Annotated in this window: 19 protein-coding genes; 10 read left to right on the top strand and 9 right to left on the bottom strand. The window is 58.8% G+C overall.

Annotated features, from left to right (window positions below; all coding sequences use genetic code 11):
* The first annotated feature begins 102 nt into the window (after positions 1 to 102).
* From smc to HG264_RS07200, 4 genes are all read left to right on the top strand, one after another.
* A complete protein-coding gene (gene smc / locus HG264_RS07215; protein WP_169407032.1) occupies positions 103 to 3,606 on the top strand; it encodes a chromosome segregation protein SMC in 3,504 nt (1,167 codons plus the stop codon).
* A gap of 318 nt (positions 3,607 to 3,924) precedes the next feature.
* A complete protein-coding gene (gene zipA, locus HG264_RS07210; protein ID WP_169407031.1) occupies positions 3,925 to 4,854 on the top strand; it encodes a cell division protein ZipA in 930 nt (309 codons plus the stop codon).
* Positions 4,855 to 5,228: 374 nt separating this feature from the next.
* Positions 5,229 to 7,595 carry an NAD-dependent DNA ligase LigA gene (ligA, locus tag HG264_RS07205; RefSeq protein WP_169407030.1) on the top strand — a complete coding sequence of 789 codons (2,367 nt, stop codon included), beginning with the start codon at positions 5,229 to 5,231 and terminating at the stop codon, positions 7,593 to 7,595.
* A gap of 5 nt (positions 7,596 to 7,600) precedes the next feature.
* Positions 7,601 to 8,566, top strand: coding sequence for a tRNA-dihydrouridine synthase (locus HG264_RS07200; protein WP_169409044.1), 966 nt, complete (start codon positions 7,601 to 7,603; stop codon positions 8,564 to 8,566).
* Here HG264_RS07200 and HG264_RS07195 read toward each other — a convergent pair.
* A complete protein-coding gene (locus HG264_RS07195) occupies positions 8,523 to 8,768 on the bottom strand; it encodes a DUF465 domain-containing protein (protein ID WP_169407029.1) in 246 nt (81 codons plus the stop codon). The genes HG264_RS07200 and HG264_RS07195 overlap by 44 nt on opposite strands.
* A 367-nt stretch (positions 8,769 to 9,135) precedes the next feature.
* Between HG264_RS07195 and HG264_RS07190 the strand changes: the two genes are divergently transcribed.
* The 3 genes from HG264_RS07190 (at position 9,136) to HG264_RS07180 (ending at position 12,492) form a co-directional block, all read left to right on the top strand.
* Positions 9,136 to 9,375, top strand: coding sequence for a hypothetical protein (locus HG264_RS07190; RefSeq protein WP_169407028.1), 240 nt, complete (start codon positions 9,136 to 9,138; stop codon positions 9,373 to 9,375).
* A gap of 13 nt (positions 9,376 to 9,388) precedes the next feature.
* Positions 9,389 to 10,573, top strand: coding sequence for an acetyl-CoA C-acyltransferase (locus tag HG264_RS07185; protein ID WP_169407027.1), 1,185 nt, complete (start codon positions 9,389 to 9,391; stop codon positions 10,571 to 10,573).
* Positions 10,574 to 10,692: 119 nt separating this feature from the next.
* Positions 10,693 to 12,492, top strand: a complete 1,800-nt coding sequence (locus tag HG264_RS07180) for an acyl-CoA dehydrogenase (RefSeq protein WP_169407026.1) — start codon at positions 10,693 to 10,695, stop codon at positions 12,490 to 12,492.
* 80 nt (positions 12,493 to 12,572) lie between these two features.
* Here the strand turns inward: HG264_RS07180 and alkB are convergent, their stop codons facing one another.
* The 7 genes from alkB to HG264_RS07145 form a co-directional block, all read right to left on the bottom strand.
* A complete protein-coding gene (gene alkB / locus HG264_RS07175) occupies positions 12,573 to 13,226 on the bottom strand; it encodes a DNA oxidative demethylase AlkB (RefSeq protein WP_169407025.1) in 654 nt (217 codons plus the stop codon).
* A 1-nt stretch (position 13,227) separates the two neighbouring features.
* Entirely contained in the window at positions 13,228 to 13,761 is a 534-nt protein-coding gene (locus tag HG264_RS07170; protein ID WP_169407024.1) for a methylated-DNA--[protein]-cysteine S-methyltransferase, read from the bottom strand.
* A 496-nt stretch (positions 13,762 to 14,257) separates the two neighbouring features.
* Entirely contained in the window at positions 14,258 to 15,046 is a 789-nt protein-coding gene (locus HG264_RS07165; protein WP_169407023.1) for an SDR family NAD(P)-dependent oxidoreductase, read from the bottom strand.
* A 44-nt stretch (positions 15,047 to 15,090) separates the two neighbouring features.
* Complete coding sequence (surE, locus tag HG264_RS07160; protein ID WP_169407022.1) at positions 15,091 to 15,921, bottom strand: 5'/3'-nucleotidase SurE; 831 nt, start codon at positions 15,919 to 15,921, stop codon at positions 15,091 to 15,093.
* A gap of 104 nt (positions 15,922 to 16,025) precedes the next feature.
* Positions 16,026 to 17,075, bottom strand: a complete 1,050-nt coding sequence (locus tag HG264_RS07155) for a phosphotransferase (protein WP_169407021.1) — start codon at positions 17,073 to 17,075, stop codon at positions 16,026 to 16,028.
* A 90-nt stretch (positions 17,076 to 17,165) separates the two neighbouring features.
* The gene (locus HG264_RS07150; RefSeq protein ID WP_169407020.1) at positions 17,166 to 17,930 is read right to left on the bottom strand and encodes an SDR family NAD(P)-dependent oxidoreductase; all 765 of its coding nucleotides are present in this window, start codon (positions 17,928 to 17,930) and stop codon (positions 17,166 to 17,168) included.
* A 75-nt stretch (positions 17,931 to 18,005) separates the two neighbouring features.
* Positions 18,006 to 19,202: an acyl-CoA dehydrogenase family protein gene (locus tag HG264_RS07145; RefSeq protein WP_169407019.1), complete on the bottom strand. Its 1,197-nt coding sequence runs from the start codon at positions 19,200 to 19,202 to the stop codon at positions 18,006 to 18,008.
* A 433-nt stretch (positions 19,203 to 19,635) separates the two neighbouring features.
* Here HG264_RS07145 and HG264_RS07140 point away from each other — a divergent pair, with 433 nt between their 5' ends.
* A complete protein-coding gene (locus HG264_RS07140) occupies positions 19,636 to 20,490 on the top strand; it encodes a class I SAM-dependent methyltransferase (RefSeq protein WP_218573049.1) in 855 nt (284 codons plus the stop codon).
* A 90-nt stretch (positions 20,491 to 20,580) separates the two neighbouring features.
* On the opposite strand, the gene HG264_RS07135 is transcribed toward HG264_RS07140, so the two are convergent.
* On the bottom strand, positions 20,581 to 21,591 hold the full coding sequence (locus HG264_RS07135; RefSeq protein WP_169407018.1) for an AraC family transcriptional regulator: 1,011 nt from the start codon (positions 21,589 to 21,591) through the stop codon (positions 20,581 to 20,583).
* Between the two features lie 470 nt (positions 21,592 to 22,061).
* Here HG264_RS07135 and HG264_RS07130 point away from each other — a divergent pair, with 470 nt between their 5' ends.
* Complete coding sequence (locus HG264_RS07130) at positions 22,062 to 23,951, top strand: DUF1302 domain-containing protein (protein ID WP_169407017.1); 1,890 nt, start codon at positions 22,062 to 22,064, stop codon at positions 23,949 to 23,951.
* A 25-nt stretch (positions 23,952 to 23,976) separates the two neighbouring features.
* The gene (locus tag HG264_RS07125) at positions 23,977 to 25,347 is read left to right on the top strand and encodes a DUF1329 domain-containing protein (RefSeq protein ID WP_169407016.1); all 1,371 of its coding nucleotides are present in this window, start codon (positions 23,977 to 23,979) and stop codon (positions 25,345 to 25,347) included.
* Positions 25,348 to 25,462 lie beyond the last annotated feature (115 nt).

Genomic DNA, 25,462 nt, shown 5'->3' with positions numbered 1-25,462 from the left:
TGGGGCTTCTCTTCCGCGTGTGTAGTGGGTAAAAATGCCCCTTTGTTGACGGCGATGGAGACGGCAACTCTTCGCAACTGCTGCGCAAGGATAAGCAACTCAATGCGATTGAAATGCATCAGGCTGGCGGGCTTCAAATCCTTTGTCGATCCCACCACTGTTTACTTCCCGACCAATATGGGCGCCGTTGTCGGCCCGAACGGTTGCGGCAAGTCGAACATCATCGACGCGGTGCGCTGGGTCATGGGCGAAAGTTCGGCCAAGAACCTGCGCGGCGAGTCCATGACTGATGTCATTTTCAATGGCTCCAATAGCCGCAAGCCGGTGGGCCAGGCGTCCATTGAGCTGGTATTCGACAACAGTGCCGGCACGCTCAAGGGTGAGTACGCGGCCTACAACGAGATATCCATCCGCCGTAAGGTCACCCGCGAAGCGCAGAATCACTATTATCTGAACGGTACCAAGTGCCGCCGCCGCGATATTACCGACATCTTTCTCGGCACCGGACTCGGGCCGCGCAGTTATTCGATCATCGAGCAGGGGATGATTTCCAAGCTGATCGAAGCCAAGCCTGATGAGCTGCGCCTGTTCATCGAGGAGGCTGCCGGCATTTCCAAATACAAGGAACGCCGACGCGAAACCGAAAACCGCATCCGCCGCACGCATGAGAATCTGGCACGCCTGACGGACCTGCGCGAGGAGCTGGAGCGCCAGCTGGGACACCTCCAGCGCCAGGCGCAATCGGCGGTCAAATACAAGGAGTACAAGGCCAGCGAGCGCCAATTGAAGGCGCAACTGCAAGCCCTGCGCTGGCAGACGCTTGATGGGCTGGTTACCGAGCGGGAGCATCGAGTTCGCGAACTGGAAATCGCGCTGGAAGCGCTGATAGCCGAACAGCGCAATGCTGACAGTCAGATGGAAAAACAGCGAGACCAGCATCTGGATCTCACTGAATCCTTCAACCGTGTCCAGGCGCGCTACTACAGCGTGGGCGCGGACATCAGTCGCATCGAGCAGACGCTGCAATTCAATCGTGACCGGCAGAGCCAGCTGCAGGCAGACATCGACCGCACCGAGCAGGCCTGGCAGGAGGCGCAGAGCCATCTCACGCAGGATCAGGCGTTACTGGCCGATCTCGAGAGTGAGCTGGGCGAGATCGAGCCGGAGCTTGAAATGTCTGCCGCCGCGGACGAGGAAACTGCCGAACAACTGCAACGTGCCGAGCACGCCATGCAGGAATGGCAGTCTGTCTGGGACCAGTTCAATCAGCAGTCAGCTTCGCCACGCCAGCAAGCCGAGGTGGAACAGTCGCGTATTCGCCACCTTGAGCAGGCAACCGAGCGACTTGCCGAACGTATTCAGCGCCTGGAAGAGGAGCGATCCACCCTGACTGCGGGTCCGCTCGACGAGGAGTTGGCCGCCTTGAACGAACAGCTGGCCGAGCTGGAACTGCGCAGCGAAACCGATCAGCAGCAGCTGGAAGAGCTTGCCGAAACGCTGGGTCAGGAACGTGATGCGCTTACCGCGCTGAGCCAGGAAGCGGACATTCGTCGCGGAGAAATGCAGCGTCAGAACGGCCGCTTGGCCTCCCTCGAAGCGCTACAACAAGCGGCACTGGAACATGGTTCAGGGGTGCGGGACTGGCTGCAACTGCACGGCCTGTCAGACCTGCCTCAGCTGGCCGCGCAACTTCAAGTGGAGACTGGCTGGGACGTTGCTGTCGAGACGGTGCTGGGCGAGGATCTTCAGGCGGTCAGCCTGGAGGACGTCAGTACGTTAACCGACCTGTGCGCCGGGTTTGAACAAGGTAGCCTGCGGCTGCTCGATGCCAGCCGTTCTGACAGCAAATCCGCTTCAGGGGCAGATTCATTACTGGCAAAAGTCAGTTCGCCAGTGGATCTCTCGCCCTGGCTCGCAGGCGTCAAAGTCTGCGACTCCCTCGAACAGGCGTTGGCGCAGCGGTCGCGGCTGGCCAGCCATGTGTCCCTGATTACGCCTGGTGGAGAGTGGGTAGGGCCGAACTGGTTGCGTATCAAGCGAGGCAGTGCCGGCGAAACGGGTGTGCTTGCGCGCCAGCAGGAAATGGAACATCTGCACGCCACGGTCGAAGAACAGCAGGCGCTGTTAGTCGAAGGCGAAGAACGCATCGCCTTGCTCCAGGAGCACGTCCGCCAGCTGGAACAGCAGCGCGAAACGCTGCAGCAGGGCATGGCTCGCAGCTCTCGCGAGCAAGGCGAAATCAAGGCGCAATGTTCCGCGCGGCAGGTGCGATTGGAACAGGTCATTGCCCGGCGTCAGCGTATCGATGAAGACCTGGATGATCTCCGTTTGCAACGCAGCGACGAGCTGGAGCAGATCGGCGAAGCACGCATGACTCTGGAAGCGGCGCTCGAGCGGATGGCCAGCGACGCGGAGCAGCGCGAGACGCTCTTGCAACGCCGGGATCAGGTGCGCGAAGCCTTGGACCAGGCGCGCCAGCAAACGCGTCAGCACAAGGACCGCTCGCACCAGCTGGAGCTGCGGGTGCAATCGCTACGGGCCCAGCGCGAATCCACCTCGCAGGGGCTCGAGCGGCTGAGTATCCAGGTCGAACGCCTGGCCGAACGCAAGGAAGAATTGCGCCTGACCTATGAGGAAAATCAGGCGCCGGAGGATGACCAGCGCATCGAGCTTGAGTCACTGCTCGAGCAGCGCCTCCAGGCGGAACAGGACCTGGGCACAGCGCGTCAGGCGCTGGAAGAGATCGATCAGCAGATACGCGAGCAGGATCGCCGTCGTAGTCAGGCCGAACAGCAGGCTCAGGTGGTGCGGGGACAGCTGGATGAGCAACGTCTGACTGCGCGCGATCTGCAGACGCGCCGGCAAGGCTTGCAAGAGCAATTGCTGGAGGCAGGCTATGATCTTAACGGCGTGATTGCGACCTTACCCGAGGAGGCAACTGAAGCCGACTGGGAGCAGCAGCTCGCTCAGCTCGACACACGCATCCAGAGGCTGGGGCCGATCAACCTCGCCGCTATCGACGAGTATGAACAGCAGTCCGAGCGTAAACGCTATCTGGATGCGCAGAACGCCGATCTGGAGGAGGCGCTTGATACGCTGGAGCAAGTCATCCGCAAGATCGACCGGGAAACACGCAGCCGTTTCAAGGAAACCTTCGACAAGGTGAATAACGGGTTGCAGACGTTGTTTCCCAAGGTTTTCGGCGGCGGCAACGCCTATCTCGAATTGACCGGCGATGATCTGCTCGATACCGGGGTGGCTATCATGGCGCGGCCGCCCGGCAAGAAGAACAGCACCATTCATTTGCTTTCAGGCGGGGAAAAAGCGCTGACGGCGATTGCGCTGGTGTTCTCGATCTTTCAGCTCAATCCCGCACCCTTCTGCATGCTGGATGAGGTGGACGCGCCGCTTGATGATGCCAACGTGGGACGCTACGCCCGGATCGTCAAGGAAATGTCAGCGCGGGTGCAGTTCATCTATATCACTCACAACAAGATTGCCATGGAGATGGCTGATCAGCTGCTGGGCGTAACTATGCATGAACCTGGCTGCTCGAGACTGGTCACAGTGGATGTCGAGGAGGCTGCGGCGCTCGCGGCGGTGTAAAGTTCTGCGGGCTCATGTTAGGGTTTGTCGATGATTTGCGAGTCTGAATTTTGACTCTTGCGTGGCGGGCAGATGACGACTGCCGGTGAGTTGCCGGTCGGTCCCGCAGACAGGCTTTTTATCCATCTCAGGCTACGGCAATAACACGTCGGTGTGCTGAGCGCTGTAATTTTTCGGATGCTTCGGAGTGCCGGCTGGTTGAGTTGAACCATGTGGTCTGCAATGAATGCTTAACAGCTACCCAGGCTTCGCTTATATTCGGCACGACATTTCTAGTCGGCCTACATGAAAGAATTGGCATAACAGGAACAGGAATTCATGGATTTCGGTTTACGTGAGTGGCTTATCATTATCGGCGTACTGGTCATTGCCGGTATCTTGTTTGACGGATGGCGGCGCATGGGCGGCCGCTCGCGTATACGTATCAAGCTTGAACGCAATCTGACTGACGACTCGGATGCGCCGCCGGCGGATGACTTGCTCGGCCCCCCGCGCGTCATTGGTCGCAAGAGTCGCTCGGAACCTTCGTTTGGCCGCGATCTGTCCGACCTGGACGATCTGGGTGATGATGCGTCAGTGCAATCACCGGAGCAGGCCGGGTTGGATCTGGGCGGTATGAATCTCGACGACATACCCGAACCCCCCAGCATGCAGGACACTCGTGGCACCTCGCGCCCGCGCAATGTCACGCCGCGCGCGCCGGATATGCCGCGCCGCGAGCCGCGCATGACCGAGCAGGATGAGCAGCCCGCACGCACGGAGCCGGAGCTCAGCGCCGAGTCCGCCGCTGCGAAGGAAGAGCTTCCGCCGGTCGAGGAAGTGTTCGTGATCAATGTGATAGCGCGCGATGAGCTCGGTTTCCCGGGTTCGGCGTTGCTACAGAATATTCTGGAAAGCGGGCTTCGCCATGGCGAGATGAATATCTTCCACCGCCACGAAAGCATGAGCGGCAATGGCGACGTACTGTTCTCCATGGCTAATGCGCTGAAACCTGGCGTATTTGATCTCGACGAGATGGACAGCACCTATGTGCGCGCCGTCAGCTTCTTCATGGGGTTACCGGGGCCGCGACATCCCAAGCAAGCACTTGATCTGATGATCGCTGCCGCCCGCAAGCTTGCCCACGAGCTGGGCGGTGACCTCAAGGATGAACAGCGCAGTGTCCTGACCGCGCAAACCATCGAGCATTACCGCCAGCGCATCGCTGAATACGAGCGCAAGCGTTTCAGTCAGCGCCGGTCGTATTAAACAAGGCTAGTTCGAAGTGCATTGACTGGCCTGGCGTCCCTGGTTGCTTGAGCGACTCTTCCTAGGCTCTTCGCCGGCGACGCTGGCATATTAAAATTTAGCACCGCCACCAACTGCCGATCCGTTCGTGGGAGGGGCGACCTCGCCGCGAATGGCGTCCGCAGGACGCCCCCGGTATTTAAGCCAGTTCTGCATCGGCTGGCCTGCCTCCTGCGGGTTGCGAGTGATCGGGGTGCTGAATCGTCGCCGCCATAGCGACCTCAGAAGTGCTGTGAACTTAGGCCGTACTTCTTACCCACGCCCCAAGACTGCCGTCTCCATCCGGTTCCTTGCTACAATCTCCGCTTGTTCCGCCTCCGATGATTTGACCAGCCATGACCGTAACTCCTGATCCGGCGCTGCGCGCGCAACAACTGCGTGAGCAGATCAACGAGCATAACCATCGCTATTACGTGCTCGACGAGCCTTCCATTCCGGACGCGGAATACGATCGCCTGTTCAACGAGCTCAAAGCGTTGGAGGAGGCCAATCCGGAATTGATTCTGCCCGACTCGCCGACCCAGCGCGTCGGCGGGGCGCCTTCCGAGGCGTTTGGCACTGTCCAGCACGAAGTGCCCATGCTCAGCCTGGGCAACGCCTTCGAGGAAGGTGACATGCTGGATTTCGATCGCAGCGTGCGGCGCGGCCTGGATATGCCGTCGGACGATCTGTTCGGAGCGCAGATCGAATATTGCTGTGAGCCCAAGCTCGATGGCCTGGCGGTCAGTCTGCTGTACGAGGAGGGTTATCTGGTCCGTGGGGCCACCCGGGGCGACGGGAGCAAGGGTGAGGACATAACCACCAACGTGCGAACCATACGCAACATCCCGCTCAAGCTGCGCGGCGACAACTGGCCAAGAGTGCTGGAGGTGCGCGGCGAAGTCTACATGAGCAAGGCGGGTTTTGAAGCCTTGAACGAACGCGCCCGCAATGAAGGTTCAAAGACCTTTGCCAACCCCCGCAACGCCGCCGCGGGTTCGCTACGCCAGCTCGATTCGAGCATCACCGCCCGGCGGCCGCTGGAATTCTGCTGCTACGGTGTTGGCCGGTTTGAGGGCGAGCTGCCGCGTACCCAGACCGGTATCCTCGAAGCGGTAAAATCATGGGGGCTGGCGATCAGCCCTGAACTGAAGCTCGCCAGCGGCATTCAGGCCTGTCTTGATTACTATCATGACATCGGTTCGCGCCGAAACGACCTCAGCTACGAGATCGACGGCGTGGTGTTCAAGGTCAATGATCTGGGCTATCAGCGTGAGCTGGGCTTTCGCGCGCGCCAGCCGCGCTGGGCGATAGCGCACAAGTTTCCGGCCAGTGAAGAACTGACCGAGGTGCTGGCGGTGGAGTTTCAGGTTGGCCGTACCGGCGCCATCACCCCTGTGGCCCGCCTCAAGCCGGTGCAGGTGGCAGGCGTTACCGTGTCCAACGCCACCCTGCACAATATGGATGAAGTCGCCCGGCTGGGTGTGATGATTGGCGATACGGTGATCATTCGCCGCGCCGGGGATGTGATTCCGCAGGTCATGCAGGTGGTCAGCGACCGCCGCCCGACAGATGCCCAGCCCATCGCGGTGCCGGAAAGCTGTCCGGTGTGTGGTTCGGCTGTGGAGCGCACCCAGCTGGTCAAGCGTAGTCGCGGCCGCGAGACCTATACCGAAGGGTCGGTGTATCGCTGCGTGGGGCGTATGATCTGTCAGGCGCAGCTGAAGCAGGCGATCATCCATTTTGTCTCGCGCCGGGCAATGGACATCGACGGGCTGGGCGAGAAGATCATCGAGCAACTGGTCGACGCTGGTCATGTGGCATCACCGGCTGACCTCTACGCACTCACCTACGAGCAGGTCATCGCATTAGAGGGCTTCGCCGAGATATCGACCACTAACCTGCTGACTGCCATCAATGACAGTAAGCGACCGGGTCTGGCCCGCTTCGTTTACGCATTGGGCATTCCTGATGTGGGGGAGGAAACTGCCAAGCTTCTGGCGCGCGCGCTGGGTAGTCTCGACCGGATTCGTCGAGCGCTACCGGAGGTGCTGATTTATCTACCGGATATCGGTAATGAGGTTGCCCACGAAATCCATTCCTTCTTCACCGACGAGCATAACCTCAAGGTGCTCGAGCAGCTTCGCGAGCGCGGGGTGAAAATACAGGATGAAGGTGATATTTCCCCTGAATACGCGGCGCATGTCAGTCTTGCCGAGTTCATCGCGCGTCTGGAAATTCCCTATATAGCCCGCACCGGTTCGGAGCGGCTGGCGAAAAGCTTCAACAACCTGGAAGAGATCGTTCGGGCCGATTGGCTGGAGCTTAAGCGGGTCGATCGTATGAATGACAAGGCAATCAATAGCTTGCTGAGTTATTTTAAAGACGAATCTAATCGCGCAAGGATGCTCGAGATCGAACAGCAACTCCGCGATTTCGGCATGCATTGGGAAAGCCCGAAGGCCAGCGTCGATAACTTGCCATTGGCCGGCCAGACCTGGGTATTGACCGGCACGCTGGAGACCTTCTCGCGTGATGTGGCCAAGGATCATCTGGAAAGCCTTGGCGCCAAGGTGGCAGGCAGCGTCTCAGCCAAGACCCATTGCGTCGTCGCCGGCCCGGGGGCGGGTAGCAAGCTGGCCAAGGCGCAGCAACTTGGTGTGAAGGTGCTGGATGAGCAAGGGCTGTTGGATGTGCTGGCGGAGCGGGGCATTCACGCTTGAGCGATATGATCATCCTCGCGCCCATGGAAGGGCTGGTCGATGCCCCCATGCGCGACATTCTCACACGCATCGGCGGTATTGATCGTTGCGTCAGCGAATTTATCCGTGTGACCGAGGGGCCGCTCAACAAAGGAACCATTCTGCGCATCGTGCCCGAAGCCCTGAGCGGCTGGGCTACGCGGGCAGGCGTACCCGTGCATCCGCAATTGCTCGGTTCCGACCCCCATTGGCTGGGATTCAACGCGGCGATGCTGGCGGATATGGGCGCCCCGGCGGTCGACCTGAATTTCGGTTGCCCAGCCAAGACAGTCAATCGTCACGGTGGCGGGGCAGGGTTGTTACGCGATCCCGAAGTGCTGGCCAGGATTGTTACCGCAGTACGTGCTGCTGTGCCTGCCGGCATACCGGTCACCGCCAAGATGCGCCTGGGTTACAGCGATACAAGTCTGGCGCTTGACTGCGCTCAGGCACTGGCAGACTCGGGGGCGGCGGAAATTGCGGTGCATGCCCGGACCAAGGTTGATGGCTACAAGCCGCCAGCCCATTGGGAATGGCTGGCACGCATCCGGGAGACCGTGGATGTACCGGTGGTGGCTAACGGTGATGTCTGGAGCCCGGAAGATTACCAGAGGATCCGCGACATCAGCGGCTGCGACGCCGTGATGATCGGTCGCGGTCTGGTGGTGTGCCCGGATCTGGCGGCCCAAATCCGCCAACAATTAGCTGGAAAGGACATCGCCTGCATGAGCTGGCACTCTTTACAGCCATGGTTCGCGGATTTCTTCCGCCAGACCCGGGAACGGGTGGCGCCACGGCATGCGCCGGGACGCTTCAAACAGTGGCTGGCCATGCTGACGCAACAGTTTCCTGAAGCCCGCGGGCTGTTCGATCAGTTACGTCGCGAAACCAGCGCGGATGTGGTTTCGGCTACCCTTGGCCGCCTTGCAGGTGATGGGCAATTCGGTCCTTGACTGCGCGCCGCCTTTCCTTGAGTTCCTGAACCGCATCATCTTCGGCATTACCAGCGGAGATGGACTCTCCGGCAAGCACCTGGTTATCCAGGTCGTTGTATTCATCCAGCAACTGATCGAGCTTGCTATCCTGCTCCCGGCGTTTCTGAATGTCTTCTCTGCTTACTTGTAAGTCCTGATAGAGATCGTGGGACGCAACCATGAATATCTCCGTTCGCTCTCGGGTGGATTCAACGAATGCCCAGTGATCGTACACCAGGCATGTTCGTCGCTTGTTGAGCTCTATGTCGTTGGAGGCATTGCTGTGGAAAAAATTCCAACGCTTCCTTCAATCGAGACGGGCGGAGCGGGCAGTCGGATATCAGACCGCGCGTTATGGTCAGGTTATGGCCTGTCTTTCAGCTTCCATAGCTATCGCTAATGGGTACGCATCGGCTCTATTAATGCAAATATTTCGGAATCGACTTCCGCAGTGCGAACCTGATAGTCTCCTGATTGGACCTTTTTCACCCTGTGCGGGAGCGCAACGTGCCTCATAACAATAGCTTGTATGCTTCAAGTGGCCGCGCGTGATTTACCGTTTTGATTCTGTTGCTGGCCTACCCATCCGCCGCGATCTGTCAGTCAACGACATTCAGATGAGCGTGTTGATGGGTCTGTCCTTCGCGATCTTTCATACCATCGCCGGCATGGGGCTGAAGCCCTATCGCGAGGCCAGGGAAACACTCGCCAGCTGGGGTGAGAGACAGGGCAGCCGGGTTGATCCGGTAGTTGTTGCCGCTGTGATTGTCCCGGCATCTTTTATCTAACAGGAGCTACACCATGACTGACGCAGTTATCGTATCCACGGCCCGCACCGCGCTGGGCAAGTCCTACCGCGGCGCACTGAACAACACTCACAGTGTCGACATGGCCGGTTACGTCATCGAGCACGCAGTCAAGCGCGCCGGTATCGATCCGTCCATCGTTGAAGACGTCATTCTCGGTGCGACTTTCCATGAAGGCGCACAGGGCAAGAACATGGCGCGTCTGGCCGCTATCCGCGGCGGTCTGCCGGTGACCACCGCCGGTATGTCGATCAACCGTTTCTGCAGCTCCGGTCTGCAGTCCATCGCCATCGCTGCTCAGCGTGTCGTCAGCGAGAAGATCCCTGCAATTGTTGCCGGTGGTGTGGAATCGATCAGCCTGTGCCAGAACGACAAGCTGAACATGTACAAAGGCGTTAACGAGTGGATCAAGCAGAACAAGCCTGAGCTGTATCTGTCCATGATCGAAACCGCCGACATCGTTGCTGCTCGCTACAACGTGAGCCGTGAATCCCAGGACGAGTACTCGCTGATCAGCCAGCAGCGCACCGCTGCCGGTCAGGAAAGCGGCAAGTTCGACGACGAGATCGTTCCTTACCAGACCACCATGCTGGTCAAGGACAAGGAAACCGGTGAAGTCAGCGAGAAGCAGGTCAACCTGACTCAGGACGAGTGCAACCGTCCGAACACTACACTGGAAGGCCTCGCAGGCCTGCAGCCGGTTCGTGGCCCTGAGCATTTCGTTACTGCCGGCAACGCCAGCCAGCTGTCCGACGGTGCGTCCGTATGCGTCGTCATGAACGGTACGACTGCCGAGCAGCAGAACATCGAGCCGATGGGTATCTTCCGCGGCTTCAGCGTTGCAGGTTGCGAGCCTGACGAAATGGGTATTGGACCGGTTTACGCCATTCCCCAGCTGCTCAAGCGCAATGGCCTGACCATGGACGACATCGGTCTGTGGGAACTGAACGAAGCCTTCGCTTCACAGGTTGTTTACTGCCGCGACAAACTGGGCATCCCGATGGAAAACCTGAACGTCAACGGCGGTTCCATCGCTATCGGCCACCCCTATGGTGTAACCGGTTCGCGTCTGACTGGCCACGCGCTGATCGAAGGCAAGCGTCGCGGCGCCAAGTTTGTGGTAGTCACCATGTGTATCGGTGGCGGCCAGGGCGCAGCTGGTCTGTTCGAGGTTATCTAACAGCAGCGGCAAGCGTTAAGCGGCAAGCTGTAAGCGAAACCCGGGCCGTGCTCGGGTTTTGTTTTATAGGGGTTGGCTTGCCGCTTGAAGCTTGAGCTCAGATTCCGGAGGAATTTATCGTGTCCCAGAAGATCATCAACACCGACGATCTGTCCTTCCTGCTCTACGAGCTGCTGGATATCGAACGTCTGACCCAGTATCCCCGCTATACCGATCACAGCCGCGACACCTTCGATGCCGCCATCGAGCTGGCCCTGAAAGTGGGTGCAGAAACCTTCGCGCCCCATAACCACCTGTGTGATGCCGACGAGCCGCGTTTTGAAAACGGCAAGGTTGTCATCCGCCCCGAGGTTGCCGAAGCGCTGGAAGTATTGCGCGAAACCGGTCTGATGGCCGCATCGCAAGATTACGAGCGCGGCGGTATGCAGTTGCCCGCAGCGGTCGCACAGATGTGCATCGGCCTGATCAAGGGCGCGAACGTCAGCACCCAGGCTTATGCCGGCCTGACCATCGCCGCCAGCAACCTGATCATGGCTCACGGCAGCGACGAGTATAAGCGCCGCTTCGCCGAGCCGATGATGGCAGGCCGCTTCTTCGGCACCATGTGTCTGACCGAGCCGCAGGCCGGTTCGTCTTTGGCGGACATCAAGACCCGCGCCATACCCGCCGAAGACGGCAGCTACCGGATCACCGGCAACAAGATTTTCATTTCCGCCGGCGACCATGAGCTGAGCGAAAACATCGTGCACCTGGTGCTGGCGAAGCTGCCCGATGCGCCGCCCGGCGTGAAAGGCATCTCGCTATTCATCGTGCCGAAGATTCTGGTCAACGAGGACGGTAGCTTAGGTGAGCGCAACGACGTGCATCTGGCGGGTCTGATCCACAAGATGGGGTATCGCGGCACTACATCCACCATGCTCAACTTCGGCGAGAAGGACGGGGCGGTGGGTTATCTGGTGGGCGAGCCACACCAGGGGCTGGCGCAGATGTTCCATATGATGAACGAGGCACGCATCGGCGTTGGCCTGGGTTCCGTCATGCTGGGTTATACCGGTTACTTGCATGCGCTGGAATACGCCCGTGAGCGTCGCCAGGGCCGCCCGCTCAAGGAGCGTGATCCGGAAAGCCCGATGATCCCGCTGATCGAGCACGCGGATATACGCCGCATGCTGCTTGCGCAAAAAGCCTTCGTAGAAGGTGGGTTGTCGCTGTGCCTGTTCGCCTCGACGCTGGTTGACGAGAAAAAGCACGCCGAAGACGCCGCCAAGCGCGAAGAGGCCGCCGGTCTGCTGGATCTGCTCACGCCTATCGTCAAGTCCTGGCCGTCGCAGTTCTGCCTGGAAGCCAACAGTCTGGCGATTCAGGTTCATGGCGGCTATGGCTACACACGTGAATACCCGGTTGAGCAGTTTTACCGTGACAACCGCCTGAATCCGATTCATGAAGGTGCTCACGGTATCCAGGGTCAGGATCTGCTTGGCCGCAAGGTCAACATGCAGGACGGCAAGTACTACCAGGCGCTGGTCTCGCGCATGCGCGCAACCATCAGCGAATGCCAGGGCGAATCAGAGCTGCAGTCATCCTGCACGCTACTGGATGAAGCCCTGACCACGCTGGAAGAGATCACCACTATTCTGCGCGCGCTGCGCAAGGACGATCCGGACCGCGCGCTGGCCAATGCCTACCTGTATCTGGAGGCGTTTGGTCACGTGGTAGTTGGTTGGATGTGGTTGCGTCAGGCCCAGGCTGCACTACGTGGCCTGAAGCAGGGCGGTGAGCGCCCGCAGGCGTTTTATCAGGGCAAGCTGAACACGTGCGAGTACTTCCTGCGTTATGAGTTGCCTAAAACCTTGTCGCTGGCTGAGGTATTACGCAGCGCAGACCGCACTACGCTGGATATGCCGGGAGAATGCTTCTAACGGTAGCTTGACTGTCGGCGCTGCGTAGATACGCAGCGTCGGCGCTTTCGAGATTCCTTCCATACTTTCAGCCAGACTATTCAGAGAACTTTTCTGAATGTCAGGTTGTATCGAACCGGTCCGGTCAACGGATGATCTGCGCGTTTTCCCAGTGGCGCTACGCCATGAAAAAACAGTCGGCTCGGACCACCCCAGACCAGCACGTCCCCATGCTCGATTTTCACGCGTGCCGGCTGGTGCGAACGGGTCGGGCCACCAAAAAGAAAGCTGATCGGCGCGCCCAATGACACCGAAACAATAGGTGCGGTCAGGTCCTGCTCGTCCTTGTCCTGATGCAGCGCCATGCGTGCGCCTGTTTCGTAACGGTTTATCAGACAGCTCTGCGCGCTGAACTGGGGGTAGCCTGCGGTCGCCGCTGCATCGATTGCTAATTGTTCGAACGACTCCGGCAGCGCTGGCCACGGCTGATTGCTTTGCGGGTCGACAGGGCTGTAGCGGTAACCACGCTTGTCTGTCACCCAGCCGAGCTCGCCGCAACTGGTCATGGCGACGGACATGCTGTAGCCACCGGGTGTGACCTGATGACGAAAGGGCGCGGCCTCAGCAATATGTTGTAGGTCGTTCAGTAGCTGCGTGGATATATCGGTTGCGAAGCCGCGCAGTAAATATGCACCTTCGGCAATGGGTTCAGGCGGGCCGGGTTCATGTTCAAACAGATCGAGCGTGCCAGCCATGTCAGACCTCTGCAGCGAGGCGCTTCTCAAGCTCGATCAGGCTGCGCTTGCGTTCAACCCCCCAGCGATACCCTGATATGCCGCCATCACTGCGCAACACGCGATGGCAGGGGACCACAATTGCCAACGGATTAGCCGCGCAGGCACCGGCGACTGCCCGCATTGCTGTGGGCTTGCCGCAACGCCGTGCGAGCTCGCTGTAGGTGATTGTCTGGCCCGCGGCGACTTCGCTGAGTACGTCCCATACCTGTTGTTGGAAACGGGTGCCGAAGGGCGCTAAAGGTCGCGGCAAAGCGGGGGCCGACTGTCCCGGATTGTCGACGTAAGCCAGAAGGGCGGCCAATTCTGATTTCAGAGCGGCGTCCTGCTGTTCAATTTCGCTCGCGGGAAAGCGTCGCTGCAGATCGTCAACGAGCATTTGCGCGTCATCCCCGAGCAAAATTGCGCAGATGCCACTCTCGCAAACGCCATAGAGCAAACTGCCGAACTCACAGCGACCGGTGGTGTATTGAATGGATAAAGGACGAATAACCATGACCAGATCCTGAAATGGAATGCTGAGTTGATATTCGACCCTAAAGGCAGGCAATTCAAGGCACCTGGTCGGGGTAACGCCTACGCACATTTCCTGTGTGCGCCCCTGGGGGTGTAGCGCACCCGCGCTACGCCGAAGCCATGCGATAGCAGCGCACCCCGAAACCGACGCTGTTGGTACGCTCAAATGCGGCTCAACTTGTCGGCGCGCCGGCGCACGCCAACCCCAGGAGAACCCCACCCGCTGCGCCAACCCGGGGGTGTAGCGCGCCTGCGCTACGCCGAAGCCATGCGATAACACCGCACCCCGAAACCGACGCTGCTGGCACGCCCAAATGCGGTCCACCTTGTCGGCGCGTCCGAACGCGGCCCGAGCCGCACACCAACCCCAGGAGAACCTCACCCGCTGCGCCACCCTGGGGGTGTAGCGCGCCTGCGCTACGCCAGATTCTCGTTAGCGCCAAACCCACAGGCGGAACGCCTTGCTAACCGCAAAATCAGACCTTCATCCCCGGCAGATTGAGCGATGCAGTATTTCCGCCATCCACGGCCAGTGCCTGACCCGTCACATAACTGGCATCGTCACTGGCAAGGAAAGCGATTGCAGAGGCGATTTCATCCGGCCGGCCATAGCGGCGCAGCTCACAGCGTGCACCCAGCTTGGCTTCCTTGTTGTTGGCGCGTGCGTAGTCAAACACCGGTGCGGTCATCCCTGTCTCAACAAGACCCGGGCACACCGCATTGACGCGGATGTTCCACTGTCCCAGATCGCAGGCGCTGGTCATGGTGAAGTTGATGACACCTGCCTTGGAGGCGCTGTAGGCATTGCCACCCGCGCCGGAGCGAATCCCCGCAACAGAGGCCGTGTTGACGATGGCTCCGCCGTTCTGCTCCTGCATCTGGCGGCTTACATATTTGGTGAAGAGCATCACGCCATATAGATTCACGGCGATGATCTTCTGCCAGGTTTCAAGGCTCTGGTCGGGCGCAATGCTGTAGTCGCCACCGGCGATGCCGGCGTTGTTGCAGAGCACGTCGATGCGACCGTATCTGGCCAGCGTGTCAGCAACGCATTGCTCGACCTCCGCCTCGACTGATACATCAAGAGCGCGTGTCTCGACCTGGGTGCCCTCGGGCAGTTCGGCAAGAGTCTGCTGCAGTCCCTCTTCATTGCGGTCGACCAGCATGAGGCTGGCGCCTTCGCTGGCCAGACGCTTGGCGGTGGCACGGCCGATGCCGCTTCCGGCTCCGGTGATCAAGGCAATCTTATTGTTGTAGCGTTGCATGGTGACTCCTGTAGTAAGGGCAAGATTTCAGAAGGGGGAACGCTTCAGTGGTCGATGCTTGGGTCAATGCCGAGCTCGCGTCCCGCCTGCGGATCGATCCCGAGATTTCGGGCAACGGCGTCGTTATCTATCTGCCAGCTGGCGATATCCCGCTCGAAACGCAGCGGCGAAATAGCGATACGCCCGGCGCGCAACGCACCGACGTCGCTATCCATACCGGTAATGCGCTCGGTCTGGCGCTGGAAGCCGAGCCAGAAGTAGGGCACATCGCGGGTGTCGCGCCGGCATTCGATATTGATACCGCCGATGCTGCCCGCGCGGGCGCGGCAGGTGGCGACACCGGTGACCTGTTCAGGGGTGCAGGCAGGGAAGTTCACATTCATGGCGGAATCGGTCGGCCAGCCCTTCTCCAGAAGCGCACGCACGATGCCGGGACCGAACTTGCGCGCCGTATCCCATTGGATTTCGCTGCCTTTGTGATAAGCCTGCGACAGGGCAATGGAGGGTATTCCCATCAGCGTCGCGGTCAGTGCGCCACCAATGGTGCCCGAATAGGCCACCGAATCGCTGATATTGGCGCCGGCATTGACGCCGGAGAGCACCAGGTCGGGCATTTCCGGCATCAGCTCGCCCACGGCCAGCAGTACGCAGTCACTGGGCGTACCGCTGATGCTCAGGCGATTCTCGCCCATGTGGTGCACGCGCAGCGGCGAATGCAGCGTGATCGACATGGACACGCCGCTCTGGTCCAGATCCGGAGCGATGATCCACACTTCTTCGGCAATTTCTCTGGCGATTTCTTCCATGATGGACATGCCGGGTCCGCGCCAACCGTCATCGTTGGTCAGCAGGACGCGCTTGATTGGTTTGCTCATGGCTGTGTTCGCTCATTGTTCTAATCGACATCCGGTGCAGCGCAGGCGCGCCACACCCCAACACCTGGCGTAGCGCAAGCGCGCTACGCCCCCGGCAGGCTGGTTTACTTGCGCTGGGCGATTTCCCAGCCAATGTCGGCCAGCAGGCCGGCGCGCTTGCCGACTTCCAGCGCATCGGCGTTGCTCGCGTTACCCTGCAGCGCGCGGTGGTACACGCCCTGGACAATGGCAGCGAGACGGAACAGTGAGAAGGCCAGGAAGAAGTTCCAGTCCGGCACTTCAGTGCGGCCGGTGAACTCGCAGTACCAGTCCAGCACCTGCTGCTCTTCGGGAATATTGCGCGCCTTGAGATCCAGCCCCTGCATGCCACGCATGCCTTCGGCGCTGGCGGGCTGGTGATAGGGCAGGCAGCAGTAGGCGAGATCGGACAGCGGGTGACCCAGCGTCGCCAGCTCCCAATCCAGGATGGCCACGACCTTCGGCTCGGTCGGATGCAGGATCAGGTTGCCCATGCGGAAGTCGCCATGGGCGATGGTGGTGTGGTCATCCTTTGGTGCGTTTTCCGGCAGCCAGGCCATCAGCGCGTCCATGGACGGCATATCGCCGGTGCGGCTGGCTTCAAACTGGCCGCTCCAGCGCTTGATCTGGCGCGGTACATAGCCTTCGGCCTTGCCGTAGGTTTCCAGTCCAACGGCTTTCCAGTCTACGTTGTGCAGCTGAGCCATGGTCTGGATCATCGACCTGTGAATCGGCATGCGCTGCTCGATGGCGACATCCTGCAGCAGCGGCTGCGAGTACACCCGGCCGTCCACATGGTCCATGACGTAGAACGCGGTGCCGATAACCTCGGGGTCTTCACATAGCAGGCGGGCAGCGGGGACCGGGACGTCAGTCTGGCCCAGGGCATTGATCACCTGGAATTCACGCTCGACCATGTGCGCGGAGGGCAATAGTTTGCCCGGTGGCTTCTTGCGCAGAACGTAGCGCTTCTCGCCAATGGTCAGGAGGTAGGTCGGGTTGGATTGGCCGCCCTGGAATTGCTGAAGCTGCAGGCCTTTGTCCACATCGGGCAGTTTGTCTTTCAGATAAGCCGCCAGCTTCGCTTCATCGATGCGATGCGCGGGTAGTACGTCAATCAGGGTTGCTTCGCTCATTTAGCAGGTCCTGTCTCAATTTTCCGTGCGTTAACGTAACACGCCAGGCAGTGCCTGGCGCGGTTCAGCTGAGCGGTGAATCGTCGGCCATCAGGTAATGGTATCGCCACCATCGGCCACGATAGTCTGGCCGGTAACGTATGCTCCAGCGGCCGAGCCGAGGAAGAGGGCAACGCCGGCGATATCGACCGGCTCGCCAACGCGGCGTAGCGGGAGCTTCTCTTCGACGCGCTTGAGGCGGTCCGGATCGTCCAGCAACGCCTGGGCGAAATCGGTACGAATCAGACCAGGTGCGATGGAGTTGACGCGAATGTTCTTCGGGCCCCACTCCAGCGACAGGTTACGTGCGAGGCCGGCTTCGGCCGCTTTGGACATGCCGTATACGCCGATATTGGCGCTGGCACGGATGCCGGCGATGCTCGACAGCAGCACGATGGAGCCGCCGCCCAGTTCGACCATCTGCGGGATAACCATATTGCACAGCCAGAAAGTACCCTTGACGTTGGTGCCCATGATCTTGTCGAAGGCTTCGTCGCTGACGTTGTGGGTAGGTCCATACACGGGGTTGGTAGCGGCGTTGCAGACCAGAATGTCGATCTTGCCCCAGGTCTCCAGTGTCTTGTCGACCAGGTTCTGCAGCTGAGCCTTATCGCCAACATGGCAAGCGATTGGCAAGGCATCGAAGCCTTGCTCTTTCAGTTCGTTGGCAACCTTCTCGCAGGCGTCTGCCTTGCGGCTGGAAATGACCACCTTGGCGCCGGCTTTTGCATATTCTTCTGCGATGGCCTTGCCGATGCCTTTGGTCGAGCCAGTGATGACCGCCACTTTGCCGGTCAGATCAAATAATTTACTCATGAATCTTCCTCGAAAACGGAGCATCAGTAAGAGGAGCAGCGCCAGGGAAAACCCACTGGCGCTGCCTGGGAGAGCTTACTGGTAACGCTTCAGTTCCAGCTTGGCGATGGTGCCCAGGTGAACTTCATCCGGACCATCAGCCAGGCGCAGCGTGCGGGCCTTGGCGTAAGCGGAGGCCAGGAAGGTGTCCTGACATACGCCCTTGGCGCCGAAAACCTGAATCGCGCGGTCGATCACGTTGCATGCCATGGTCGGTGCGACAGCCTTGATCATCGCGATCTGCTGACGGGCAACCTTGTTGCCGAACTGGTCCATGCTGCGTGCGGCCATCAGGGTAAGCAGGCGAGCCTGGTCAATTTCGCAACGCGAGCGGGCGATGTTTTCAGCGGTGCTACCGTGCTGAGCCAGCGGCTTGCCGAAAGCTACACGTTCGTTGGCGCGGCGGCACATGGCTTCCAGAGCGCGTTCCGCAATGCCGATGCTGCGCATGCAGTGGTGGATACGACCCGGCCCAAGGCGACCCTGGGCGATTTCGAAGCCACGCCCTTCACCCAACAGGATGTTGGAGACGGGTACGCGAACGTTCTCGTAACGGATTTCCGCATGACCGTGCGGCGCATGGTCGTAACCGAATACGTGCAGGTCACGCACGATGGTTACGCCGGGGGTGTCCAGCGGAACCAGAATCATGCTCTGCTGCAGGTGCTTGGGAGCATTGAAGTCAGTCTTGCCCATGACGATGGCGATCTTGCAGTTCTCCGACATAGCTCCGGAGGACCACCACTTGGTGCCATTGATCACATACTCGTCGCCTTCGCGGCGAATTTCGCACTCGATGTTGGTGGCGTCAGAGGAGGCAACATCAGGTTCGGTCATGGAGAAGCAGGAGCGGATCTCGCCTGCCAGAAGCGGCTTGAGCCATTTTTCTTTCTGCTCTTCATTACCGTAGCGCTCGATGGTCTCCATGTTGCCGGTGTCCGGCGCGTTGCAGTTGAACACTTCAGGAGCGATGGAGGAGCGGCCCATGATCTCGCACAGGTGGCCGTACTCTTCGTTGGTCAGGCCCGCACCGCGCTCGCTTTCAGGCAGGAACAGGTTCCACAGACCCTGGCTCTTGGCTTTAGCCTTGAGCTCTTCCTGGATGGCCGGCGCGCCCCAGCGGTTTTCTTCTACTTGCTTGTAGAAAAGGGCTTCGTTGGGATAGATGTGCTCGTCCATGAAGGCTTCGAGCTGTTGCTTGAGATCCTTTACGCGGGGGCTGAGTTCGAACATGTTTGATCCTTGCTTGAAGTAGAGAAGGCGCTGTACCAGACGGCGTGTGGAGTGACCTTATAGTCAGTTAATCCGGGCGTGAACTATGTCCTACGGATGGAATGGAGCTGCATAAGCAGCTTTGATAACGAAGGCCTACTATTATTCGGAAAAATGCGGCTTGAAGTGACGGAGGGCTAACCAGCACCATCGCGACGAGTGGGCTTCATAGAGAGCGGCTTCAGTTGGAAGGACGCGTCTGAATGTCGGATCTTGAAGCGGTGCGGTGGCGGCAAGAGTGGTGAATCGGTTGATACGAACCAACATCCTGATCGCCGGTCTGCTTAAGCATGCCCGGGCTCGGCAGGCCACACGGCCCGCGGTCGGCATAGGAATTGTCATCGCCTACCTGTTAGGCTGGAACCTTTTGAAAGCACCGAGCTGGAATGCAACCATGTCGAAAATCGCTATAGCCGCTGCGGCCTTACTCTTCTCGGGTCTGGGTTTTGCCCAGGAAAAGGCCATGGCGCCCCCGCCACCGGAGTTGTCCTTCGAACAGCGTGACGCCGTTCGCCAGGCAGTCGGCAATCCGACTCGGCGGATATCAAATGTCATGCGCGACGCCTACCGTAACCCGGAAGCCACACTGGGTTTTTTCTCGGTGATGCCAGATCACACTGTCGTGGAAATCTGGCCAGGGGAGGGCTGGTATACCGAAATACTCGCTCCCATGTTGCATGAGGAAGGTAGGTTGATCGCTGCGCATTTCGATCCTGAAAGCTCGGTGGAGTTTTTCCGGAAAAGCCGTGCGGAATTCGAAAAAAGACTCGAGCAAGGTCGCGGACAGTTCGACAAGGTCGAGTTGGCGGTACTGGACTATGATCCGGCCAACCCCATTGCCGAGCCGGGTATAGCCGACCGGGTATTGACCTTTCGCAACGTGCACAACTGGATAGCCGCCGGCAAGGAAGAGGCCCAGATTGTGTTCAACAAAATGTATGAAGTGTTGAAGCCGGGCGGGTACCTCGGGTTGGTCGAGCACAGTGCCCGCCCCGGGACTTCCCTCGAAGAAATGATCGAGACCGGGTATGTCAGCGAAGCGCTGGTTATCGAGTTGGCGACCGAGGCGGGCTTTGAGTTGGCCTCGCGCAGCCCGGTCAATCAGAATCCGCAAGACACCAAGGACTACCCCGAAGGTGTATGGACCCTGCCGCCGACGCTGCGCCTGGGTTATGACAACCGAGCGCACTACATGGCGATCGGTGAGAGCGATCGCATGACGTTGTTGTTTATCAAAAGGGCCGAGTGATACGGGGCTTTGGCGTAGCGCAAGGCGCATTACACTCCCGGTTCTACCACCGTGAGCTCCCGCGCCGCACAGTTAGCGGCGGATCCGTCATTACTCGGCTTCAACGACCTGGCGTCGGAAAGCGGTTGGGCTCATATCGGTCCAGCGGCGGAAGGCCCGAGTAAAACTGCTTGGGTCGAGGAAGCCCAGCTCATAGGCAATGCTGGTCAGGGATAGCTCACCGCCGGTGATCATGCGTACCGCTGCATCCCGCCTGACCTCATCAACCAGTTGCTCGTAGGATGTCCCTGCCTGACTCAATTTGCGCCGCAGGTGCCGTGAACTGATATTCATCGGCGCAGCGATGCGTTCAGCCGATACATCGCCGGAGCCGAGCAACTGCTGTATGCGACGCTTGACCTGTTCGACCAGGTCGTCACTTGGCAGGCTTGCCAACAGGTCCTGCATGGCGTCGGTGAACCTCGACAGCAGGAAGGCATCGGCACTTGCCAGAGGGCTGTCAAACAAGTGCCCGGCCAGTCTGAATCGGTAGTCATCGCCCACGGTTATTTCAGAGCAGCCCAGCAACCTGGCGCATTCGGACAATTCTTCCGGCATGCGACCAAGCTGGATTGATCGCACCAGCTCCTCGTTATCCAGATCCAGCATCCTGAACAGCCGGGCCAGAAAACCCATCAAGCTTTCCAGATGCTGGGTATGCGGCTCGCCGACCGGGTGCACCATAACTTCGGTGTAGTCTTCGGTCGGAAGTAACTCGACCGCAACCTGCGTGGTCACCACGGGTAGGAACCGCGAGATATTGTGAAGTGCCGTGCCGATGGTGGGACTTGCCTGGGCCACCAGGGCGATAGCATTGAAAGAGGTGGGGCAGAACATGCGATACAGACGCATGCCGAACAGATCGTCCTCGGTCAGCCGGGCTGCTTCATCCCATATAAGGGAGCATGCATCCTGATCCATGAGCCTGGACGCGTCACGGTGTTCCTCCATCAGCTTGTAGGCTGGGCTGGTCTGCTGCAGCGATGTGCCGTAATGATGCAAGGCCTGAGCTATCACTGACGCCCACAACGGGCGTTCGCGCACCCGAGCGTTATAGTTCATGAGCACTTCCGGCATCTGTCATCCTTGTCGTTCTAAAAACAGAAATCATTTCTGTATCATCGGCTCAGCCTATAGCCGCCGCGTTTTATCGTCAAACGTCTACACATTGTTGCCTGCTTGGCGTCACTCCCGGCTGGTTTGTGCGGTCACCGAACCTACTGATGCCCAGAACGGTCAGTCACGAAACGCCTATCCCAGGCGCTTGAATTAAGTGAGCCGCTGGCGGCCTTCGCCATTGCAACCTAATCCATCGTTCAGCTAACGCCGTGTCTCTATCTACTCCAGAGTGACGGTGCGACGCAAGCCTCAATATCGCACTGATGAGACGAATTCATTGCATGAATGACCGTTTCGGTCAACTAAATTGGCCTTTGCGGGCAAGTCTTTTCCGTCAGGCTCATGACAGACTGCCACTGTCCTGAACGTGTCAAAGGATACACAGGTTCATGTCACCCAAACGGAGCAGCACAATGACAAAAAAAATCAAAGCATGGCCCCTTGCGGCCTTGCCATTGGCCATCGGTCTGGCCAGTTTCGCAGGTTCTGCCAATGCAGTCAGTTTCAATATCGGTCCGGTCGATGCGCAGTTTGATTCGCAGATGTCGATTGGGGCGAGCATGTCGACAGCAGGACGCGATGACCGTCTTTACTATGGTGATCCGGCCAATACGGACTTTGGTCAGGGCTATGCTACGGCTCGTACTTCCGACGACGGTCGCCTGAACTATAAGAAAGGCGACGTTTTCTCCAAAATTTTCAAGGGCTCCCACGACCTCGAACTGCGCTATGGCGATTCTGGTGCCTTCATTCGTGGTAACTACTGGTATGACTTTGAAACCAAAGACGGTAGCCAGCGTTTCTATGACATCGATGACTCTGGCCGCCATCCCCTGCAGAAAGGTTCGGGTGTCCAGCTTTTGGATGCCTTCGTCTATCACAACTACTCCATCGGCAATAACCCCGGTAACGTCCGTGTGGGCCGCCAGGTAGTCAGCTGGGGTGAGGGTGTCTTCATCCAGAACGGCATCAACTCCATCAACCCGGTTGACGCTTCTGCGTTCCGTCGTCCAGGTGCCGAACTCAAAGAAGGTTTGATGCCGGTTGAGATGCTTTATTTGTCCCAAGGTCTCACCGATAACCTGAGCATGGAAGCGTTTTATCAGCTGAAGTGGCACGGCACCATTGCAGATAACTGCGGTACCTTTTTCTCGACGGCAGACGTAGTGGGACGCGGATGTAATGACCGACTGGTGGTAATGCCAGGTGGACCAGACTATGTACCTGGTGCTACTCCTGAGGGGCACTATATTGCAAGGTCCAAGAAAGATCAGGACGCTAGCGACAGCGGTCAGTTTGGTGTTGCATTCCGTTGGTTCGCGCCTGCGCTGAATGATACTGAGTTCGGCTTCTATGCCATGAACTATCATAGCCGTACTCCGCTTGTCTCTAACGAAGCTGGTAGCTTTCTAGGTAACGCTCAGCTTGCCGCAGCGGTTCCCGCCTACGCGGGACCTCTAATGGAAGCTGCGGCAGCCGGTATGATTGAGGGCTATGATGGTGGCATGGGTGCCGCTGGTTACTTCTTCGAGCATCCAGAGGACATTCGCCTGTACGGTATTAGCTTTGGTACTGATATCGGGGGGGTATCTGTTGCCGGTGAGTTGAGTTACCGCCCGAACATGCCAGTGCAAATCAATACCAGTGACACGAGTCGTACAGCCCTGTTGGCTGCTGGTGCAGCTAGCTTAACCGGCCTCCCTGATGTCTCTTACGATAATACCTATCGCGGGTTAGCAGGCAATGTTGTCGCCGGTGATTATCTGCAGGGTTATGAGCGTAAAGAGTTCTGGCAGGCGTCCATGAGTGCGGTGCACTTCATTGACCGGGTGATGGGGGCCAGTCGTCTTGCTCTGATAGGTGAGGTGGGCGCCAACTATATCAGCGGTATTGGCAGCGGTAACGGCGAAACAAAATATGGTCGTGATTCGCTGTTCGGTCAAAGCCCATCACCTGATGGCACCTGTACTTCGCAGGATCCAGCCAACTCTTACAGCAATAGCTGGTGCGAAAACGACGGCTTCTACACCGACTTTTCCTGGGGCTACCGCCTGCGCGCTTCCCTGGATTACAGCAACGTTATCGCCGGCATCAACCTCAGCCCGAACGTAGCTTTCTCGCATGACGTTGAGGGTTACAGCCCGAACTTCGTCGAGAACGCCAAGTCCGTCAGCATCGGCTTGAACGCAGATTATGCGAACAAGTACAACGCCAGCTTGAGCTACACCAACTTCTTTGATGGCAAATACAACACCTTGGTCGACCGCGACTTCGCAGCTGTCAGCTTCGGCGTAAGCTTCTAAGTAACGGATCAGGAGATATAATAATATGCGTATAGCAACAACTCTTATCGGTGCTGGCGGTCTGGCTCTCAGCCTGTTGGCTACCAGCGTTATGGCCCAAAGTGTTACTCAAGCCGAAATCAACAAGCTCGGCAACGAACTGACTCCGGTCGGTGCCGAGAAGGCCGGTAATGCCTCCGGCACTATTCCCGAGTGGACCGGTGGTCTGCCGACTGATGCCGGCAGGAAACTTGAGCGTAACTTCTGGGAGAACCCCTACGAAAACGAGCAGCCTGAGTTTGTTATTACCGCGCAGAACTATCAGGAACACCGCGACAAACTGACACCTGGTCAGATCGCTATGTTCGAGCGCTATCCTGATACGTATCAGATGCCGGTTTATCAGACCCATCGTAGCGTCGGTTATCCGCAGGAAGTCTACGACCAGGTCAAGGAAAACGCTGGTAAGGCACGGCTGGTCAACAACGGTGATGGTATTGAAAACTTCACCCACGGCAGTTTCGCCTTCCCGGTTCCAAAGGTCGGCGCCGAGGTGGTGTGGAACTATCTGACCCGTTACCGCAAGAACGTGCAGCGTGAATACGCACAGGCCATGCCGCAAACTAACGGTTCCTATACGCTGATCAAGTTCCAGGAAGACGTTGCCTACCCGCAATACATGCCTGACGTTGATCTTGAAGACGCCGCCAACGTGCTGGTTTACTTCAAGCAGCGCGTTAACGCTCCGTCGCGACTGGCAGGTAACGTATTGCTGGTTCACGACACACTCGATCAGTTGAAAGAGCCGCGCATGGCGTGGGTTTACAACGCTGGTCAGCGCCGTGTTCGCCGTGCCCCGCAGGTTGCGTACGACGGTCCGGGTACTGCCTCCGACGGCATGCGTACGACTGATAACTTCTCCATGTTCAGTGGCGCGCCTGACCGGTACGACTGGAAGCTGATTGGCAAGAAGGAAGTCTACGTTCCTTATAACGCCTACAAGATCTCCGATCCGCGTGTTAAGTACGACGATATCCTGCAGGCTGGCCACATCAACCCGGAGCACACTCGTTTCGAGCTGCACCGCGTGTGGGAAGTCGAGGGAACCGTCAAACAGGGCCAGCGCCATATTTATGCCAAGCGTAACTTCTTCTTCGACGAAGACTCCTGGCTGTTGGCGTTGGCTGACCACTACGACAGCCGCGGTACCCTGTGGCGTGTGGGTGAAGGTCACGTGAGCCACTCGTACAACGAGCAGCTGCCGGGCTTTGGTATCGAGACGTTGTACGACCTGCTCGCAGGCCGCTACATCGCGCTGGGGATGTATAACGAAGAGAGCTCCGCGCCCAGCTTCGGTTACTCTCCGTCGTACCGTGAGTTCACCCCTGCAGCGCTGCGCTCCTCGGGTGTTCGCTAAGCTTTAGCTTCATCTGGGTGATTGAAGGGGAGCCTCGTGCTCCCCTTTTTTATTTGTGAACCATGCAATGAATGTCCGTTCATTATTTTGCTAGTCTCAGCGCACCCCGTCGAAG

It is taken from the genome of Pseudomonas sp. gcc21 (assembly GCF_012844345.1).
GTDB lineage: Bacteria > Pseudomonadota > Gammaproteobacteria > Pseudomonadales > Pseudomonadaceae > Halopseudomonas.
The sequence above is the reverse complement of the archived record's forward strand: the minus strand, read 5'-3'. Positions and strand labels throughout refer to the sequence as shown.

Bases quoted from the DNA above. Each gene is read 5' to 3' on its own strand.
- smc (WP_169407032.1), top strand. From the start codon at position 103: ATGCGATTGAAATGCATCAGGCTGGCGGGCTTCAAATCCTTTGTCGAT.
- zipA (WP_169407031.1), top strand. From the start codon at position 3,925: ATGGATTTCGGTTTACGTGAGTGGCTTATCATTATCGGCGTACTGGTC.
- ligA (WP_169407030.1), top strand. From the start codon at position 5,229: ATGACCGTAACTCCTGATCCGGCGCTGCGCGCGCAACAACTGCGTGAG.
- HG264_RS07200 (WP_169409044.1), top strand. From the start codon at position 7,601: ATGATCATCCTCGCGCCCATGGAAGGGCTGGTCGATGCCCCCATGCGC.
- HG264_RS07195 (WP_169407029.1), bottom strand. From the start codon at position 8,768: ATGGTTGCGTCCCACGATCTCTATCAGGACTTACAAGTAAGCAGAGAA.
- HG264_RS07185 (WP_169407027.1), top strand. From the start codon at position 9,389: ATGACTGACGCAGTTATCGTATCCACGGCCCGCACCGCGCTGGGCAAG.
- alkB (WP_169407025.1), bottom strand. From the start codon at position 13,226: ATGGCTGGCACGCTCGATCTGTTTGAACATGAACCCGGCCCGCCTGAA.
- HG264_RS07170 (WP_169407024.1), bottom strand. From the start codon at position 13,761: ATGGTTATTCGTCCTTTATCCATTCAATACACCACCGGTCGCTGTGAG.
- HG264_RS07165 (WP_169407023.1), bottom strand. From the start codon at position 15,046: ATGCAACGCTACAACAATAAGATTGCCTTGATCACCGGAGCCGGAAGC.
- surE (WP_169407022.1), bottom strand. From the start codon at position 15,921: ATGAGCAAACCAATCAAGCGCGTCCTGCTGACCAACGATGACGGTTGG.
- HG264_RS07155 (WP_169407021.1), bottom strand. From the start codon at position 17,075: ATGAGCGAAGCAACCCTGATTGACGTACTACCCGCGCATCGCATCGAT.
- HG264_RS07150 (WP_169407020.1), bottom strand. From the start codon at position 17,930: ATGAGTAAATTATTTGATCTGACCGGCAAAGTGGCGGTCATCACTGGC.
- HG264_RS07145 (WP_169407019.1), bottom strand. From the start codon at position 19,202: ATGTTCGAACTCAGCCCCCGCGTAAAGGATCTCAAGCAACAGCTCGAA.
- HG264_RS07140 (WP_218573049.1), top strand. From the start codon at position 19,636: ATGTCGAAAATCGCTATAGCCGCTGCGGCCTTACTCTTCTCGGGTCTG.
- HG264_RS07135 (WP_169407018.1), bottom strand. From the start codon at position 21,591: ATGAACTATAACGCTCGGGTGCGCGAACGCCCGTTGTGGGCGTCAGTG.
- HG264_RS07130 (WP_169407017.1), top strand. From the start codon at position 22,062: ATGACAAAAAAAATCAAAGCATGGCCCCTTGCGGCCTTGCCATTGGCC.
- HG264_RS07125 (WP_169407016.1), top strand. From the start codon at position 23,977: ATGCGTATAGCAACAACTCTTATCGGTGCTGGCGGTCTGGCTCTCAGC.